Here is a 14798-nt window from a genome sequence, read left to right as displayed (position 1 = left end):
ACGACGGATGGAGCTTCGGAAGTGCGGACTGTTGCTGAGCAGTGTGGCGCCACACCCACTGCTCGGCAAGAGCGGGGCGGAACGCGCTCGGGACCCGGCGCTGGAGCGGCGTGGTACTCATTCCTGCCGGGACTGTTGCAGCACCAGGAGGGCCCGGGCTTCGACCTCCACCTCGGTACCGGACTTGATCAGCGATCGGTATTCCACATAGGGGATGGCCGTGTCCACGGCCACGCTCCACCATGCTCCCAGGCCGAGCGGCACCGTGAAGGTGAGCGGTTCGTGGTGGGCGTTGAACAGCAGTAGGAACGAGTCGTCCTGGATGCGGCGACCGCGCGGGTCCGGCTCGGAGATGGCCTGCCCGTTGAGGAAGACCGTCAACGACTTGGCGAACCCCGCGTCCCAGTCCTCGTCGGTCATCTCACGACCCGCCGGAGTGAACCAGGCGATGTCCGACAGGCCGTCCCCACCACCGCGCACCGCGATGCCCTGGAAGAACCGCCGCCGCCGGAACACCGGGTGGTTCCTGCGGAACGCGATGAGTTCCCGGGTGAACTCCAGCATCGCGCTACCTTCGGCGACCGCCGACCAGTCCACCCAGGACAGCTCGTTGTCCTGGCAGTAGGCGTTGTTGTTGCCGTGCTGGGTCCTGCCGAGCTCGTCCCCGTGGGAGAGCATCGGCACGCCTTGGGAGAGCATGAGCGTGGCCAGGAAGTTGCGCTGCTGGCGGGCGCGCAGGGCGAGTACTTCCCGGTCGTCGGTCGGCCCTTCCACCCCGCAGTTCCACGAGCGGTTGTGACTCTCCCCGTCGCGGTTGCCCTCGCCGTTGGCCTCGTTGTGTTTGTCGTTGTGGGAGACCAGGTCGCGGAGGGTGAATCCGTCATGGGCGGTGACGAAGTTGACGGAGGCGTACGGCCGGCGGCCGTCACTTTGGTAGAGGTCCGACGAACCGGTCAGTCGCGAGGCGAACTCCCCCAGGGTGCCGCCCTCGCCGCGCCAGAAGTCACGCACGCAGTCGCGGTACTTTCCGTTCCACTCGGTCCACAGCGACGGGAAGTTCCCCACCTGGTAACCGCCGTCGCCGACGTCCCAGGGCTCGGCGATGAGCTTGACCCGGGAGATGACGGGATCCTGTTGGACCAGGTCGAAGAAGGAGGACAGCCGGTCCACGTCGTGGAACTGCCGGGCCAGGGTGGCCGCCAGGTCGAAGCGGAAGCCGTCAACGTGCATCTCGTCCACCCAGTACCGCAACGAGTCCATGATCATTTGCAGGGTGAACGGATGGTCCATGCGCAGGCTGTTACCGGTGCCCGTAGTGTCCCAGTAGTAGCGGGGGTCGTCGGACAGCCGGTAGTAGGCGGCGTTGTCCAGTCCGCGGAACGCCAGCATGGCGCCCAGGTGGTTGCCCTCCGCCGTGTGGTTGTAGACCACGTCCAAGATGACCTCGATGCCCACTTCGTGCAGGCTTTTGACCAGGTAGCGGAATTCCTGCACCTGTTCGCCTCGCTGGCCCGAGGAGCAGTAGGCGTTGTGCGGGGCGAAGAATCCGATCGTGTTGTAGCCCCAGTAGTTGGACAGGCCCTGCTGCTTCAGATGGTGGTCCTGGACGAACTGGTGGACCGGCATCAACTCGATGGCCGTGACGCCCAGTTCGGTGAAGTAGTCCAGCATCACCGGATGCGCCATGGCGGCGTAGGTGCCCCGGATGTTCTCGGGAATGGCCGGGTGGGTCCGCGTCAGGCCCTTGACGTGGGCCTCGTAGATCACCGTTTCGTGGTAGGGGATCTGTAGCCGGTGGTCGTGCCCCCAGTCGAAGTACGGGTTCGTCACCACCGACTTCATCACGTAGGGGGCGGAGTCGGCGTTGTTCCGTCGGTGCGGCGCGCCAAGACGGTAGGGGAAGACCGCCTCGTTCCACTCGACGTCCCCCTCGATCGCCTTCGCGTAGGGGTCCAGCAGCAGCTTGTTGGGATCGCACCGGTGTCCCCGGCCCGGCTGATAGGGACCGTGGACGCGAAATCCGTACCGCTGACCGGGGCCGACATCGGGCAGGTAGATGTGGTGGACGAAGCCGTCGGCTTCCCTGAGTTCGACGCGTTCCTCACCGTCCCGCTCGTCGAACAGGCACAGCTCGACCTTCTCGGCCACCTCGGAGAAGACGGCGAAGTTGGTGCCGCTCCCGTCGTAGGTGGCCCCGAGCGGAAAGGCGCTGCCCGGCCACCGGTTCGAGTCCGCGGCGTCCTGCCAAATCGGCATGTTCGCAAACCTCCAGGTCGGACGGATCACAGCACCAGCTCGCACAGGGTGACACGATGCATACCCCGTGTGCTGCAGCCTTCCCGCCAGTCGATGACCTATGTCCTCCGAGGGCAGGATGGTTCGCGAGCTGACTCGACGACTTCGAGCCGGGTAGGCGCGGGGCATGTCGAAGTTCACGTGGTGGATACGGTTACTCGGACTCGCGGTGGCGGGCGGCGCGCTCGCGCTGCTTGTCCAGCACTGGTCGGACGGCAGGCCGTGGCCGGACGCGGGGGTGTCAGCCGCGCTGCTGTTCGTGGTGGCGCTCGTGATCGGGCTCGCCGCACGACGGCACCCGCGCCGACACCGCTAGCCGTTCGCGGGTGCGGCCCTGACGCCCTTGCCGGGTAGGTGGGTTGCGGTCTGGATCCCTGATGCGTCCGTGGGTTCCGCCGACGGCGGGTGCCATTCGAAGAGCAGGATGGTGGCGTCGTCGTCGAGCTGCCCCCGCCGGTGGTCGAGGACCGCGTGAAGCAGTCGGCGCAGCGCCTCGGGCGTTGGTTCACCGGCGGCGATGGCGCGGATCACGAAGTCGGTGAAGCGCCGTTCCCCGAACACCTCGCCAGTGCCGGAGCGTGCTTCGGTGACGCCGTCGGTGTGCAACAGCACGCGGTCGCCGGGCTCCAACTGGGCGTGATGGATGCGGCGGGGTACGTCGGGGTAGCCGGGTCCCAGGCCGAGTGGCAGTTCGGCGTGGTGTTCCAGGGCGCCGGAGATGACGTGCTGGCCGCGGATGAGCAGCGGCGGCGGGTGACCGCAGTTGGCCCACCTGAGCTGACCGCTGGCCAGGTCGAGGTGGGCGAAGACCGCGGTGAGGTAGCGGTGCGGGAGCCACTGTGCCAAGGCGTGGTCGATGGTCTCCACGATGTCCTTCAGATCACCGCCGGCGCGGCGGGCGACCCGGCAGCCCGCGAGGCCGACGGCCGCCGCCAGGCCCGAGGCCAGGTCATGGCCCATCGCGTCGATGACCGTGGCGTCCAGCGCCTTGTCGGACAGCGAATGGTCGAAGGCGTCGCCGCCGATGTCGTAGGCCGGTTCCATGACGGCGCTGGAGGTGACCTGCCGGGTGCCCACGGTCCGTGGCGGGAGGAAGGCCCACACCATCTCCGCCGGCAGATGCATCGGCCGAGCGCGTGTCGCCTGCAGGTAGGTGTCGCTGTACATGCTCCTGGAGAGCAGCAGCAGGGTCGTCAACGACGCCAGCGCCCGGCAGCGGCCCAGCAGGGTGCCGTCCAGCGATCGGGCGTGCAGGCCCAAGACACCGATCCGCTCGATTCCGTCCATCATCGGCAGCCAGGCCGCGAGTCCCCCCTGGCCGTCCTCGGCCACCCGCAACGAGACCGTGCGGTAGGCCCAGCCGGCCAGCGTTGCGTCCACCGGCAGGCCGCCCTGGCTGCTGTCCGGTACCGTCCCCAGCGGCACGAGCCGCTCCTGCTGCACGTCGGCCAGGTACACGGTGGCCTCGTCCAGCCCCAGTTCCTTGGCCGCCCGCGCCACCAGGGCGGGTATACCCTCCATCGGCAGGTGGTGCGACTCCTCCAGCAACTCGCCGAGCAAGGCGCCGAATCCCGCGTCATCCATCCTTCCGTCACCTGCCGTGTTCGGAGATGCAGCGACGCGACGCCTCCACGCGTGATCGTCTGGCAGGGATGGCTCCCGCCGGAGCCGGGAGGAGGCGTCCGGGTACTCGTCCGGGCCGTCCCAACTCAGGCGCTGAGCAGCCGGTTGAAGAACGAGCGGTAGCGTTGCAGCGCGGTGCGCAGGTCCTCGGTGCTGACCTGTTCGCCCCGGTTCCACTGCCCTTCGAGGTCCTGCTTGTACTCGGCGAAGGTCGTCGCCAGAGTCTGCATGACTTCGGCGACGAGGGCATCGGCCGAGTGCACGGCGTCACGGGGGTCGTCGACGAACCGGTTCTGGATCTCCTTCCACTGGGACCGGAAGGTCTCCTGGTCCTCTTCGTTGAGCAGTTGGGGCAGATCCTCCGTCGCGGGCTCCTCCTTCTCGGAGGCGGCGGTTCCGGCTTCCGCCCTCTCGGGGGCGGCGGATCCGGCCTCCGCGTCCCGTCCCGTCTCGACTTCGGTGCCTTCACCCGGGTAGGTGGGCTGCTCGGTCGGCGACGCGGCTACGTCCTCAGTGTCTTCCTGCGTTCCGGCGATGTCCTCGGTTGAGAGGCCGCTTTGACCTGGGTCTGTTTCGTGTCGCATGGTCTGTGCTCTTTCCTGGTCCGTGCTCGTTCCGTCCACGTCCGGCCTTCCTGGCTTCTCCGTACCAGGCGGGGTCCCCCGCTATGCCCGGACGGGACGCTGCTGGCCGCCATCGCCGAGGAGTTCCTCGAACAGCGCCCGGTAGTGGACCATGGCGCCTCGCAGTTCCTCCGTGGTCGCCTGGTGGCGAGTGCTGCGCTCGTCGATCTCGTGGGCGGCCCTGTAGTGCTCCAGGGTGCGGCCGTGTTCGACGGAGAGGTCCTTGAGCTGCTGCTCGTAGCCCTCGGTCGGGTAGCCGCGGTCGTGCATCAGCGACGTCACGAGTCGATCAGCGTCGTGTACCGCGTCCTCGGGCCGGTCGACGAACTCCTCCTGAACGTGCACCCAGTTGTCGCTGTACCGGTCCCGTGCCGCCGGAGCCAGGGGCTTGATGTCCAGCGCGTCGTGGCGCTTCTCGCGTGCGCTCAGGTCGCGTTCGGCGGCCCGGCGGCTGTCAGTGGTCTCGACCGTCCGCTCGTACTCCGGTCCGAAGCGTTCCCGTAGCCGACGGCGACGCATGACGAGCGATGTGGCCAAGGCGGCGATGACGATCACAGCCGCCACGGGAACGATGATGGCGATGAGGGTCCCTGTTGACATCGGGTTCACCCCTTGCGTTGCAGGCAGTCACCGAATGGTCGGCTTCCCTGCGGCAAAACACATCAAACATGTGAAGTTTTGTTTAAAAGGTGCCATACGGGCAGACGTGGCTTGGAGAGCCCGTAGAGGGATCCAAGGAAGCCGTGGAAGGAGCTGGCCATGAGTGCTGGCAAGAAGGCCGAGCACGCGGTCAAGAAGGCCAAGGGCAAGGTCAAGAAGGACACCGGCAAGGCCATCGATGATCCTTACCTGGAGAGCGAAGGCAAGGGCGAGCAGATGGAGGGCGGACTCAAACAGGCCGGGCAGAACATCAAGGACGCGTTCAAGCGCTGACGGGTCTGCCCGCCGACGCCCTCTCGGCGGCCGGGTACGCGGGCCCGCACGGCCGTGTCGACCGTGCGGGCCCGCGTCGCCGTAGGGCCGCAGCGCGCCTATCCTCTGTGCAGTGGTTCTCTTCCAGATCCAGCGCTGCTCGGCGCTGCCGACCGGCGAGGCCTGGAGCCGACTGACCCGTTGGGAGCGCCACGGTGCGCACGTGCCGCTCACCAGGGTCGTCGTGACGACATCCCCGCCGACCCGCGTGGGCACCAGGTTCGCCGCCCGCACCGGCGTCGGCGCCATCGGGTTCGACGATCCCATGGAGGTCGTGCTGTGGGACCCACCGGCTGGTGGCACCTGCGGCCTCTGCCGTCTGGAGAAGCGGGGTTCCGTGGTGTCGGGCTGGGCCACGATCGAGGTGCGCCCGCGCGGCACCGGCTGCTGGATCCAGTGGCGCGAAGACCTACGGGTGCGGTGGCTGCCTTCGGTGTTCGACCGGCCCGTTCGCTGGATCGCGAATCGGGTCTTCGACCGCGTCCTGGACGCTCTGCTCCGCGAGTGAATCCGCTGTGCGCCACAGGTGTTTGGCCCCGGCCAGCGTGCCTACTCGCTCCCGGTGCCGCGCGATCCGTACGTTCGCGCCGTCACGGAGGCGGCCAGGAATGCCTGCAACGCCCGCACCAGTGCGGCGCGTTCTTCGGGGTCCATCGCCGTCAGTACAGCGGCCAGCGCCCGACGTCGCCGCGCAGCTATGTCATCAAGCAGCCGCCTGCCTTGCGCGGTGACCGCCAGCAGAACCTCCCGCCGGTTGCGCGGCTGAACGGACCGTTCAAGGAAACCGGCCGCCTCCAGACGGTCGCACAGCCGACTCGCGGTGGGCATGCCGATGTCCAACTCCGCCGCCAGACCGGTCAGATTGAGCTTGCGCCGGTCCTCCAAGGCCTCCAGGGCGCGCAGTTGCAACGTGGACACGTGGGGCGCCGCGAGATGGAAGGCTCTTGACCACACCGCGACGAGTTCCTGCACGGGACCGGACATCCGCTCGGCGGATTCATCCGGACGCGGCCCGGCACTCTGGCCAAAGCCCATGGGCCACTCAACCTCCACAAGGGCTGTTCGTCACGCGGCGAATCGGGGCGGTCCGCATCGGGACCGCTGCTATCCCACGGCGGACGACGCCATCACGGTACGGCACGGGAAATCTCTCCGCTGGGGTCGGTACGGGCAGTTGTTCGTCCTAGCGCCGTACCCAAAGACCCGCGAGGTAAGCGGGCCGGCGTTGTTCGCCGACCCGTGGTGGCGTACGACCGGTGCATGCCCGCCTCCGGTGTGCGTCAACTCAAGGCTATGCGGGCGTGGACGGACTTGCCGCCCTCGTGACGCCGCGTGTACAGGTACTCGGAGAGCGCGGCCGCGATCTCCAGGCCGTGCCGACCCACGCGGTCCGGGTCCTGCGGAGCGGGCCGAGGCGCGATGGGGTTGCTGTCGCAGACAGTGACTTCGATTCCCCCGGGTGCCAGCTCCAGGCTCAGCTCACACGGACCAGGGGCGTACTTGCTGGTGTTGGTCACCAGCTCGCTCACGACGAGTTGGGCGTCCTGGATGACCCGATCGTCGAGCCGCGTCCGCATGGTGCGCTGGGCATGCTCCAGGAACTCCGTGGCGAAGTCCCGCGCGGCGGCGATGACGTTCGGATCACGGGCTTCATAGGCTCTGTCCCAACGCAGCGACGACATACGGTTGTCGACTACCCCGATCGTGGTCATGGTAGACACCCGCCCCTCTCTCGCTCCTCCTAGTGGCATCCGGCGGCCTCGTACGTGTGCGTCTACCCGGCTACGTCGCACTTTTCACTTCGCAATGTGCTCTCGTCAATCCGTAATGCGTTGTCTTCATGTGGCGGGGGCCACGGTTCGGCGACGTGAAGCGCTCATGTGCGGGTGGACGGAGGCGGTTCATCGGTGCGCGGGGCGCCGGGGCGGCCCTTCCAGTCCAGGCACACCACCGCGGCGTCGGCGGCGAGATCGTCGCTGCCGAAGTGCTCGATGAGGCCGTGGACCACGGCCCGGGCGGTCTCGTGCGGCGTGGCGAGCCGCGAGGCGCTGATGGTGCGCCGCAGTGTACGTTCGCCGTACAATCCGCCGTCCGGCGAACGCGCCCCGTGCACACCGGTGCTGACGATGACCAGCCGGTCACCCGGGGCGACATGGAAGGTCTGCTCCTCGTACTGGGTCTCCTCGAACATGCCCAGCGGCAACTGGCCTTCCAGTTCGATGAGTTCGACGGTGCCATCACGCTGGCGGAACAACTGCGGGGAACCGGCGTCGACGACATCCACGAGACCCGTGTCGAGGTGGAACCGCAGCAGCAGGGTGGACGCGTAGACCCTGCCCCCGTATTGGGCGTAGACCGCCTGGTCAGCAAGGCTGGCCTGGTCCGCGATGCCGACCCCCGCGCGGCGCGCGTTGCGTAGCGCGTTGACGGTCAGGTTGGTCAGGAGCGACGCCTCGATCCCGTGGCCCATACCGTCGGTGACGGTGACCGTGAGGTGTTCGGCGCTGGTGGACCAGTCGAAGTTGTCGCCGCCGATGGCGTAGGCGGGCTCCAGATGGGCGCCGAGGACGTACTCGTCCCGGGCACAGCCGCGACCGGGCAGCAGTTGCCACTGCATCTCGGCCGCGAGGGTCAGGCGCTTGCGGCGGCGGGCTTGCAGGTACAGGTCCGTGTCCCGGTCCGCGGCGAGCAGCTCGTGGCCCAACGCGGTGGCGAACTCGGCCAGTTCGGACACCGTGGCCGCGTCTGCGTCGGCTGCGGGCAGCTCGACGCAGAGCACTCCCAACCGGTCGCCGCGCACGGTGATCGGCAGGTGGGCCAGGACGGCAGCCGGGTCGTCGGTCCGCTCCACCACGGGGACCTGTGTGGAGTAGGAGCGACCGGGAGGGCCGTGGTGAGCTGGTACCGCCTCGGCACCGTGCGGCGGCTGCGGCACTGGTTGCAGCACCGCCGAACCGTAGTCGGCCATCAGCAACGTGACGGACCGCGCCCCCACTCGGTCCGCCAGCAGCCTTTGGGCGGCGGGGATCAGCGCGTGCGGCGCAGCCTCGCGCAGGACGGCCTCGGCGGTCCTGCGTCTATCGTCGTTGGTCACAGCGTCCACGTCCTGTTCGGGGCGTGTTGGGCCCGTAGTCGTGTGCTCGGTCGGTCAGTCCTGTGCATTGTCCGTGACCAACGGTGGTGGTGGGACCTGTGCGCCGCTCGGCGGGGGCGACGTGATCGGCTTGGCGGAGCCTGGCGCGCACGCTGCCGGCTGGTGCGGGCGCCTGCGCAGCCGCGGCGCGCCAGGGGCACCCAGGGGTTCGGTGCCGGTGTGGCAGAGCAGCAGGCACACGTCGTCCTCACGCTCGGAGTCGCGCAGCATGCGCCCCAGCACGGTCTCGGCCACGCCGTCCAGGTCCTGGGCCAGGTCCGCCGCGTCGATCTCGGCCAGCGCCGTGCCGAGGCGGGCGATGCCCGGGTCCAGCCCCTCCCTGCGCCGTTCGACCAGGCCGTCGGTGTACAGCGCGAGGGTGGAGCCTGGTGGGAGTTCCACGGTGTGGTCCCTGATGCCCTGGCTGAGCGGAATGCCGAGCATGGCCCCCGGCTTGACGTCCAGGATCCGAACCCGCCCTTCCGAGGTGCGTACCACGGGCGGCGGGTGGCCCGCCGCGGCCCAGGTGACGGTGGGGTCGCCGGGGCGGAAGCGGGCGATGGCCGCTGTGGCGTACAGGTCCGGCTCCAGGTGGTGGAGGAAGGCATGGAGGCGGGTGAGCAACCGCCCCGGGGAGTCGCCGTCCACGGCGTAGGCGCGCAGCGCGTTGCGCAGCTGGCCCATCATGACCGCCGCGTGGAGTCCGTGCCCGGTCACATCGCCGATGACGGCGATCAGGCTGCCGTCCGGCTGGGCGAAGGCGTCGTACCAGTCTCCGCCGATGTTCAGGCCGTGGGTGGCGGGCAGATAGCGGGCGGCGAGCTGGAGTCCCGGGGTGACCGGCAGGTCGGTGAGCAGCGTGCGCTGGAGTGTTTCGGCGATGTCGCGGTTGTGCTCGTACCGCAGGGCGTGGTCGATCGCGATCCCGGCCCGGCGGGCGAGTTCGATGAGCATGACGGTGTTGTCGGTGTCGAAACGGTCACCGGGAGGGGTGAGGGTCAGCACCCCCAGCGTGGAGCGCCGGGCGGTGAGCGGCAGACAGAGCAGGGGCACTCCCGGGGCCAGTGCCGAGGGCGGCAGATCGCCGACGCCGGGCAGGTTTCCCGGATGGTCCGCGGCGTACTGCGGGCGCCCGCTGCGCGCGGCGACGACGGCGGCCGCGGGATGCGGGGCCCGCGTCTGGGCGTCGTCGCCCTCCAGCAGCCAGACGTCGGCGCTGCGCGCGTGTTGCGGCACGAGGAGCTCAGGAAGGCGGCGGAGGATCTCCCGGTGGCTGAGCGAGGCGGTCAGGGCAGCGCTGGCGTCGGCCAGGAAGGTGAGCCGGTGGCGGGCGCCTTCCGCCTCCGCGCGGGCCGCCTTCTCCGCGGCGAGCAACTCGCGCTGCGTGCGGTCGGCCGCGTCCAGTTCGGCGTGGAGGGCGAGGACACCCTGGTTGGTGTGGTGGAGTTCCTCCCGGTGGAGCCGGACGAGTCGCTCCTGCTCGTCCAGGCGGCCCAGGAGCGCCGCGGTGTCGTCGTCCCCGAGGAGCAACGCCTCGGCGAGCGGAGTGGGCGGCTCGGCGGCCTGACGAGCCGCGCGCTCGGGGTCGGGGCACACGACGGTCCTCTGCCAGGAAGGCTCTGCTGAGGACCGGCCGATGCGACGCAGGGCGAGCCGGAGACATCCGGGTTCGCCGTCCGCTGGTGCGTCGAGCGCCTCGAAGACCAACTGCCAGGATCCGGGCTCCTCCAGACACCTTCTCAACCGGGCGGTCAGCGTCGTCAGCAGCCGGGCACGTTCGACGGCGGGCACGCCTCCGGCCGCCGCGAGGCGCGCCACGGCGATACGGGCGTGTGCCGCGTCGGAGACACTGGCGACGGGCCAGGCGTGGGTGCGGGTCATAGCGGGCGGTCCAGCGGTGCAGGGGTCATTACGGCCACTGTGGTGTCGTCACGCGCCGGGCGCGCCGAGCTGCTGGCGTCGCGCAGCACGACCGCGGCGATCACAGCTGGGTCATGGGCGTCCAGGCGCGCGTCCTGGGGCGGGATCCAGCGGCTGGGCAGGCCGTCACTGTGCAGGACCAGCAGGCTGTCCTGGTTCCAGGGCACTTGGCGCTCGGGGATGAGGGCGGGGAGGTAGGCGCCGACAATGCCCGGCCGGGAGAGCAGCGAATGCCAGGTGCCGTCCGTGCGCAGCCGCGCGCCGATGTTGCCGACACCGGCGACCACCAGGCGGTCGGTGCCGTGGGCGAGTTGGACCAGCGCGATCGCGGCTCCGCGGGTCCGGCGCAGCGCGCTGTCAAGGCGCCGGAGCATCTCCGCCGGTGTCAGATCGGGCATGCGGCGCAGTTCGTCCACGGCTGTGGTGGAGGCCCGCGCGGCTTCGGGGCCATGGCCGAGGCCGTCGGCGAGCATCAGGGTCAGCCGGTTCTCGCCACGTACGTATGCCCATGCGTCGCCGCTGTGTTCCGCCTCCAGCGCCACATGGACCCCGCCGACCCGGGGCAGTTCCTCGGCCGGTCTCGCGGCGCCCGCCCGAGCGGCGCCGCGATCGGCGAGCCGGGCCAGCACGACCGTGCCGCGACCGAGGACGGTGTGCAGGTCGAAGGCGTCCGCGACACGACGGCAGGTGCCCAGGCCCGCGCCCAGCGAGGTGCTGGTCGAGTAGCCGTCACGCAGTGCGGCGAGGACGTCGGGGATGCCCGGCCCGTGGTCCACGGCCAGGATCTGCACCACGGGCTGCCCGTCGTTGGGCGTGTCGATCAGGACTCGTCCACCACCGGCGTGTCTGAGCAGGTTGGTGGCGAGTTCGGTGGCCACGAGGTCCGCGTCGGCGGTGCGGTCGGCGGTCAGCCCGGTGTGGCCGCACGCCGCCTCCACGGCGACGCGGACATCGCGCACACGGGTGGAATCGTGCACCGGAACGTCCCATACCCGGGTCATCACAACGCCCTGCGGGGGTAGGGAGGCCCGGAGGCCCAGGCGGTGATGGTGACGGTGGTGCCCTCTCCCGGCCGGCTGTCGAGAGTGAACTCGTGCACCAGCCGCCGGGCACCGCCCAGGCCCATGCCCAGCCCGCCGCCGGAGGTGTAACCGTCGGACAAGGCGAGTTCCGTGTCGGGAATCCCCGGCCCGGAATCGGTGAACACGAGGCGCAGGCCATGGATCCGGCCGCGCGCCACCGGTGTGCACTCCATGTGACCGCCTCCACCGTGTACAAGGGTGTTACGCGCCAGCTCACTGGCCGCGGTGACCAGTTTCGTCTGCTGGACCAGTCCGAAGCCGAGTTCGGCGGCGGCCTGTCGGACGTGTTGCCTGATCCAGGTCAGGTCCATGTCCGAGCCGATCGGCAACCTCGCGGCGACGGTACTGGGCACGTGCATCACACGCCCCCTTGCCGTGGATGCGCGCCACGGTGCGTTCCGGACGGCTCCCGCAGCAGTCGCAGGGCCTGCTCGACGTGGAGGGCGGTGCACAGCCCGGGCAGCGTCAGGCCGAGTTCCACCAGCGTGATCGCCACCGCGGGACGGATTCCGGCGACCACGGTCCGTGCCGCCAGCAGTTTGACGGTGGCGGCGATGTCGGCGAGGACCCGTCCCAGAAAGGAGTCGACGACCTCCACTCCGGAGACGTCGATCACCACGCCGGTGGCGGTGGTCTCCGCGACCGCCCGGGTGATGTCCTGGCGCAGGTACTCGGCGGTCTGGTCGTCCAGGTCCCCCTGGACGGTCACCAACAGTACGTCGCCCAGGGTGAGTACCGGGACGTGCGCCCCAATCACCTCCGTACGAGGGCACGTCACGTCGGATCGACCTCCGCGGACACGCCGACCGCGGCGCCCGTGCCCTGTCGCTGCAGAGTGAACGCCAAGGCGTCGGCCAGGGTGGCGCGGGTGACGACCGATCCCAGGTCGATGCCGAGGTGCACGATCGTCTGGGCGATCGCCGGCCGTATACCGGAGACGATGCACTCCGCGCCCATGAGCCGCGCTGCCGCCACCGTCTTCATCAGATGCTGGGCGACGAGGGTGTCGACGGTCGGCACGCCGGTGATGTCCAGGATCGCGAAGCGCGCCTGCTGGGCGACGACGGCCTCCAGGAGGCTTTCCATCACCACCTGGCTGCGCGCGCTGTCCAGCGTGCCGATGAGCGGAACGGCCACGATCCCGTCCCACAGCTTGATCACCGGAGTGGCGAACTCAAGGAGCTGCTGGCGCTGACGGTCGATGAGTTCCTCGCCCTCGGTGAGCGTGGTCTCCATCACCGCCAGGCGCAGGGTGCCCATCAGGACCGTCAGGGCCAACGTGGTCCGCTGGACCCGCTCGGTCGGCAGGTCGCGCGACTCCGCAGCCAGCAGTTCGGTAACCGGAACCCGTAGCGCGGCCACTTCGTTGGCGATCTGTGCCGGAGTGCGCCCCATTCGGACATGCGACGCGGACATGCGACCCAGTTGCTCGCGCACGACCGCGAAGCCCGGTGCCTCGATGTCCTCGATACGCTCCGAGGCGGCGACCACGGACAGCGCGTCGATCACGACCTTGCACGCCTCCACCGCCTCGTCCCGGGAGACGGTGAACACCGTCCGAAACAGCGTCGCGTCCGCCCACCGCTGGGCGATCTGCTCACGGAAGCGCCGCAGGAAGTCCCCGACCTCCCTGGACGGCGACCACTGCGCTTCCGTCTCGTGTTCCGGCACCCGCATCTCCAATCCGTACCACCGTTCCCGGCACCCGCCGTGGGAACGTCGTGCGCTTCCTTGTCATACGGCAAACTTCGGCGTCGGTGTCGTACCCCGTTTGGCAATCGCTATGCCGCGAAGTGCTCCCACGGCTCAGGCCCAAGGTCGTGCCCCGCGTCCGTGCTTCGGCTTCGCCGGCCTACCGTCCGTGCCAGTCGAGACACACCACGAGAGCGTCGTCGTGCGGCACCGGTCTACCGCGGTGAGCTGCCAGTTGTCTGAGCACCTCGCGCGGCACCTCGGCCGCCGGCAGCAGCTGGGTGGCGGCGATGGCTCGGGCCAGTGCCCGCTCACCGTAGCGTTCGCCCGAGGGTGAGGCGGCCTCGTACACCCCGTCGCTGACGAACACGAGCCGGTCGCCGGGTTCCACCTGGAAGTCCTCCGCGACGTAGTCGGTCTCCTCGAACATGCCCAACGGCAGCTGTGCCTCGAAGGTGATGGGCTGCACGGCACCGCCGCGCCGCAAACGCCACATCCGCGGCGATCCGGCGTCGACGACCCGCGCCCGGCCGGTGGCGAGGTCGAAGTCCACCATGAGCACCGACAGGTACGACGCCCCGCGGTAATGGGCGTAGACTGCCTGATCGGCCAGCGCGGCCTGGTCGGCGATCGACAGACCGGCACGCCGGGCGTTGCGCAGCGCGTTGATCGCCAGGCTGGTCAGGAGCGCGGCCTCTATCCCCTCGCCCATGCCGTTGGTGACGTACAGCATCAGCCGGTCCTCGGTCGCCGACCAGTCGAAGTTGTCGCCGAAGATCGCGTACGCCGGTTCCAGGTGGGCACCCAGTTCGTACTCGGGCCGGGCGCAGGAGCGGCCTGGCAGAAGCTGCCACTGTATCTCGGCCGCGAGTGTCAACCGGTCCTTGCGGCGCGCCCGTAGATACAGGTCCGTGTCCCGCTCCGCGACGACGACCTCGTGTCCCAGGACCTCGGCGACGTCCGCGAGTTCGGCGAGCCGTTCCGGAGTGCAGACGTCGGTCGGCACCACCAGGCACAGCACGCCCAGCCGATCCCCGCGCACGGTCACCGGGCAGTGGACCTTCGCCATCCCCTCGCCGACGCCCTCGACGACGGACTGCTGCACCACGAACGCCCGCCCGGCGGGACTGTTGTGCACCGGCACGGGTTCCCCGGTGTGTGGCAGGGCGGTCACCGGCTGGAGTACGGTCAGCCCGTAGTCCACCAGGAGAAGCTCGACGGACTTCGCCGCGTACCGGTCGGTCAGCACCGCGCCGAGGGCGTCCACCAACTGGTGGGGGGCCGCCTTACGCAGAGCCCGCTCGGCGGCCTCGAATCTGTTCACGATGTTGGATAAGCCATTCTTTGCCAGGAGAGCATCGCACCCGCAAGCGGAGCCTTGTCGTTTGATCCGGCCTCGCCGGTATTTACTGTGGTGTAGCCAGCTAGCCGCCCTTAGCCGACTGACAGCACCCGATG

Annotated in this window: 16 protein-coding genes; 3 read left to right on the top strand and 13 right to left on the bottom strand. The window is 69.5% G+C overall.

The window, feature by feature from the left end:
* Positions 1-117: 117 nt before the first annotated feature.
* On the bottom strand, positions 118-2256 hold the full coding sequence (gene glgX, locus O5O46_RS14800) for a glycogen debranching protein GlgX (protein ID WP_269855881.1): 2139 nt from the start codon (positions 2254-2256) through the stop codon (positions 118-120).
* A 166-nt stretch (positions 2257-2422) separates the two neighbouring features.
* On the opposite strand from glgX, the gene O5O46_RS14795 reads away from it, so the two are divergent.
* Positions 2423-2611, top strand: coding sequence for a hypothetical protein (locus O5O46_RS14795; protein ID WP_269855880.1), 189 nt, complete (start codon positions 2423-2425; stop codon positions 2609-2611).
* On the opposite strand, the gene O5O46_RS14790 is transcribed toward O5O46_RS14795, so the two are convergent.
* From O5O46_RS14790 to O5O46_RS14780, 3 genes are all read right to left on the bottom strand, one after another.
* The gene (locus tag O5O46_RS14790) at positions 2608-3879 is read right to left on the bottom strand and encodes a PP2C family protein-serine/threonine phosphatase (protein ID WP_269855879.1); all 1272 of its coding nucleotides are present in this window, start codon (positions 3877-3879) and stop codon (positions 2608-2610) included. The genes O5O46_RS14795 and O5O46_RS14790 overlap by 4 nt on opposite strands.
* 125 nt (positions 3880-4004) lie before the next feature.
* Positions 4005-4502 carry a hypothetical protein gene (locus O5O46_RS14785; protein WP_269855878.1) on the bottom strand — a complete coding sequence of 166 codons (498 nt, stop codon included), beginning with the start codon at positions 4500-4502 and terminating at the stop codon, positions 4005-4007.
* A gap of 81 nt (positions 4503-4583) precedes the next feature.
* Positions 4584-5141 carry a hypothetical protein gene (locus tag O5O46_RS14780; protein WP_269855877.1) on the bottom strand — a complete coding sequence of 186 codons (558 nt, stop codon included), beginning with the start codon at positions 5139-5141 and terminating at the stop codon, positions 4584-4586.
* Between the two features lie 159 nt (positions 5142-5300).
* Here O5O46_RS14780 and O5O46_RS14775 point away from each other — a divergent pair, with 159 nt between their 5' ends.
* Positions 5301-5474: a CsbD family protein gene (locus O5O46_RS14775; RefSeq protein ID WP_269855876.1), complete on the top strand. Its 174-nt coding sequence runs from the start codon at positions 5301-5303 to the stop codon at positions 5472-5474.
* A gap of 112 nt (positions 5475-5586) precedes the next feature.
* A complete protein-coding gene (locus tag O5O46_RS14770) occupies positions 5587-6021 on the top strand; it encodes an SRPBCC family protein (RefSeq protein ID WP_269855875.1) in 435 nt (144 codons plus the stop codon).
* 41 nt (positions 6022-6062) lie between these two features.
* Here O5O46_RS14770 and O5O46_RS14765 read toward each other — a convergent pair whose 3' ends face one another.
* From O5O46_RS14765 to O5O46_RS14725, 9 genes are all read right to left on the bottom strand, one after another.
* The gene (locus O5O46_RS14765) at positions 6063-6548 is read right to left on the bottom strand and encodes a MarR family winged helix-turn-helix transcriptional regulator (RefSeq protein WP_269855874.1); all 486 of its coding nucleotides are present in this window, start codon (positions 6546-6548) and stop codon (positions 6063-6065) included.
* Between the two features lie 245 nt (positions 6549-6793).
* Positions 6794-7225, bottom strand: coding sequence for an ATP-binding protein (locus O5O46_RS14760; protein ID WP_269855873.1), 432 nt, complete (start codon positions 7223-7225; stop codon positions 6794-6796).
* Positions 7226-7389: 164 nt separating this feature from the next.
* The gene (locus tag O5O46_RS14755; protein ID WP_443072537.1) at positions 7390-8616 is read right to left on the bottom strand and encodes a PP2C family protein-serine/threonine phosphatase; all 1227 of its coding nucleotides are present in this window, start codon (positions 8614-8616) and stop codon (positions 7390-7392) included.
* Between the two features lie 45 nt (positions 8617-8661).
* On the bottom strand, positions 8662-10527 hold the full coding sequence (locus tag O5O46_RS14750; RefSeq protein WP_269855871.1) for a PP2C family protein-serine/threonine phosphatase: 1866 nt from the start codon (positions 10525-10527) through the stop codon (positions 8662-8664).
* Positions 10524-11567, bottom strand: a complete 1044-nt coding sequence (locus O5O46_RS14745; RefSeq protein WP_269855870.1) for an ATP-binding SpoIIE family protein phosphatase — start codon at positions 11565-11567, stop codon at positions 10524-10526. The genes O5O46_RS14750 and O5O46_RS14745 overlap by 4 nt, the downstream gene beginning before the upstream one ends.
* Positions 11567-12007: an anti-sigma regulatory factor gene (locus O5O46_RS14740; protein WP_269855869.1), complete on the bottom strand. Its 441-nt coding sequence runs from the start codon at positions 12005-12007 to the stop codon at positions 11567-11569. Before O5O46_RS14740 ends, O5O46_RS14745 begins: the two co-directional genes overlap by 1 nt.
* Positions 12007-12405 (bottom strand): STAS domain-containing protein, encoded by a 399-nt coding sequence (locus O5O46_RS14735; protein ID WP_269855868.1) that lies wholly within the window; start codon positions 12403-12405, stop codon positions 12007-12009. Before O5O46_RS14735 ends, O5O46_RS14740 begins: the two co-directional genes overlap by 1 nt.
* Positions 12406-12422: 17 nt before the next feature.
* Complete coding sequence (locus O5O46_RS14730) at positions 12423-13325, bottom strand: STAS domain-containing protein (protein WP_269855867.1); 903 nt, start codon at positions 13323-13325, stop codon at positions 12423-12425.
* 175 nt (positions 13326-13500) lie between these two features.
* Positions 13501-14664: a PP2C family protein-serine/threonine phosphatase gene (locus tag O5O46_RS14725; protein WP_269855866.1), complete on the bottom strand. Its 1164-nt coding sequence runs from the start codon at positions 14662-14664 to the stop codon at positions 13501-13503.
* Positions 14665-14798 lie beyond the last annotated feature (134 nt).

It is taken from the genome of Streptomyces sp. RPT161, assembly GCF_027533845.1.
In the GTDB taxonomy this organism is placed as follows: Bacteria; Actinomycetota; Actinomycetes; order Streptomycetales; family Streptomycetaceae; genus Streptantibioticus_A; species Streptantibioticus_A silvisoli_A.
The sequence above is the reverse complement of the archived record's forward strand: the minus strand, read 5'-3'. Positions and strand labels throughout refer to the sequence as shown.

What these genes read in the sequence shown, in the direction of transcription:
- glgX (WP_269855881.1), bottom strand. Translation starts at nt 2,256, where the DNA reads ATGCCGATTTGGCAGGACGCCGCGGACTCGAACCGGTGGCCGGGCAGC.
- O5O46_RS14795 (WP_269855880.1), top strand. Translation starts at nt 2,423, where the DNA reads ATGTCGAAGTTCACGTGGTGGATACGGTTACTCGGACTCGCGGTGGCG.
- O5O46_RS14790 (WP_269855879.1), bottom strand. Translation starts at nt 3,879, where the DNA reads ATGGATGACGCGGGATTCGGCGCCTTGCTCGGCGAGTTGCTGGAGGAG.
- O5O46_RS14785 (WP_269855878.1), bottom strand. Translation starts at nt 4,502, where the DNA reads ATGCGACACGAAACAGACCCAGGTCAAAGCGGCCTCTCAACCGAGGAC.
- O5O46_RS14780 (WP_269855877.1), bottom strand. Translation starts at nt 5,141, where the DNA reads ATGTCAACAGGGACCCTCATCGCCATCATCGTTCCCGTGGCGGCTGTG.
- O5O46_RS14775 (WP_269855876.1), top strand. Translation starts at nt 5,301, where the DNA reads ATGAGTGCTGGCAAGAAGGCCGAGCACGCGGTCAAGAAGGCCAAGGGC.
- O5O46_RS14765 (WP_269855874.1), bottom strand. Translation starts at nt 6,548, where the DNA reads ATGGGCTTTGGCCAGAGTGCCGGGCCGCGTCCGGATGAATCCGCCGAG.
- O5O46_RS14760 (WP_269855873.1), bottom strand. Translation starts at nt 7,225, where the DNA reads ATGACCACGATCGGGGTAGTCGACAACCGTATGTCGTCGCTGCGTTGG.
- O5O46_RS14750 (WP_269855871.1), bottom strand. Translation starts at nt 10,527, where the DNA reads ATGACCCGCACCCACGCCTGGCCCGTCGCCAGTGTCTCCGACGCGGCA.
- O5O46_RS14745 (WP_269855870.1), bottom strand. Translation starts at nt 11,567, where the DNA reads ATGACCCGGGTATGGGACGTTCCGGTGCACGATTCCACCCGTGTGCGC.
- O5O46_RS14740 (WP_269855869.1), bottom strand. Translation starts at nt 12,007, where the DNA reads ATGCACGTGCCCAGTACCGTCGCCGCGAGGTTGCCGATCGGCTCGGAC.
- O5O46_RS14730 (WP_269855867.1), bottom strand. Translation starts at nt 13,325, where the DNA reads ATGCGGGTGCCGGAACACGAGACGGAAGCGCAGTGGTCGCCGTCCAGG.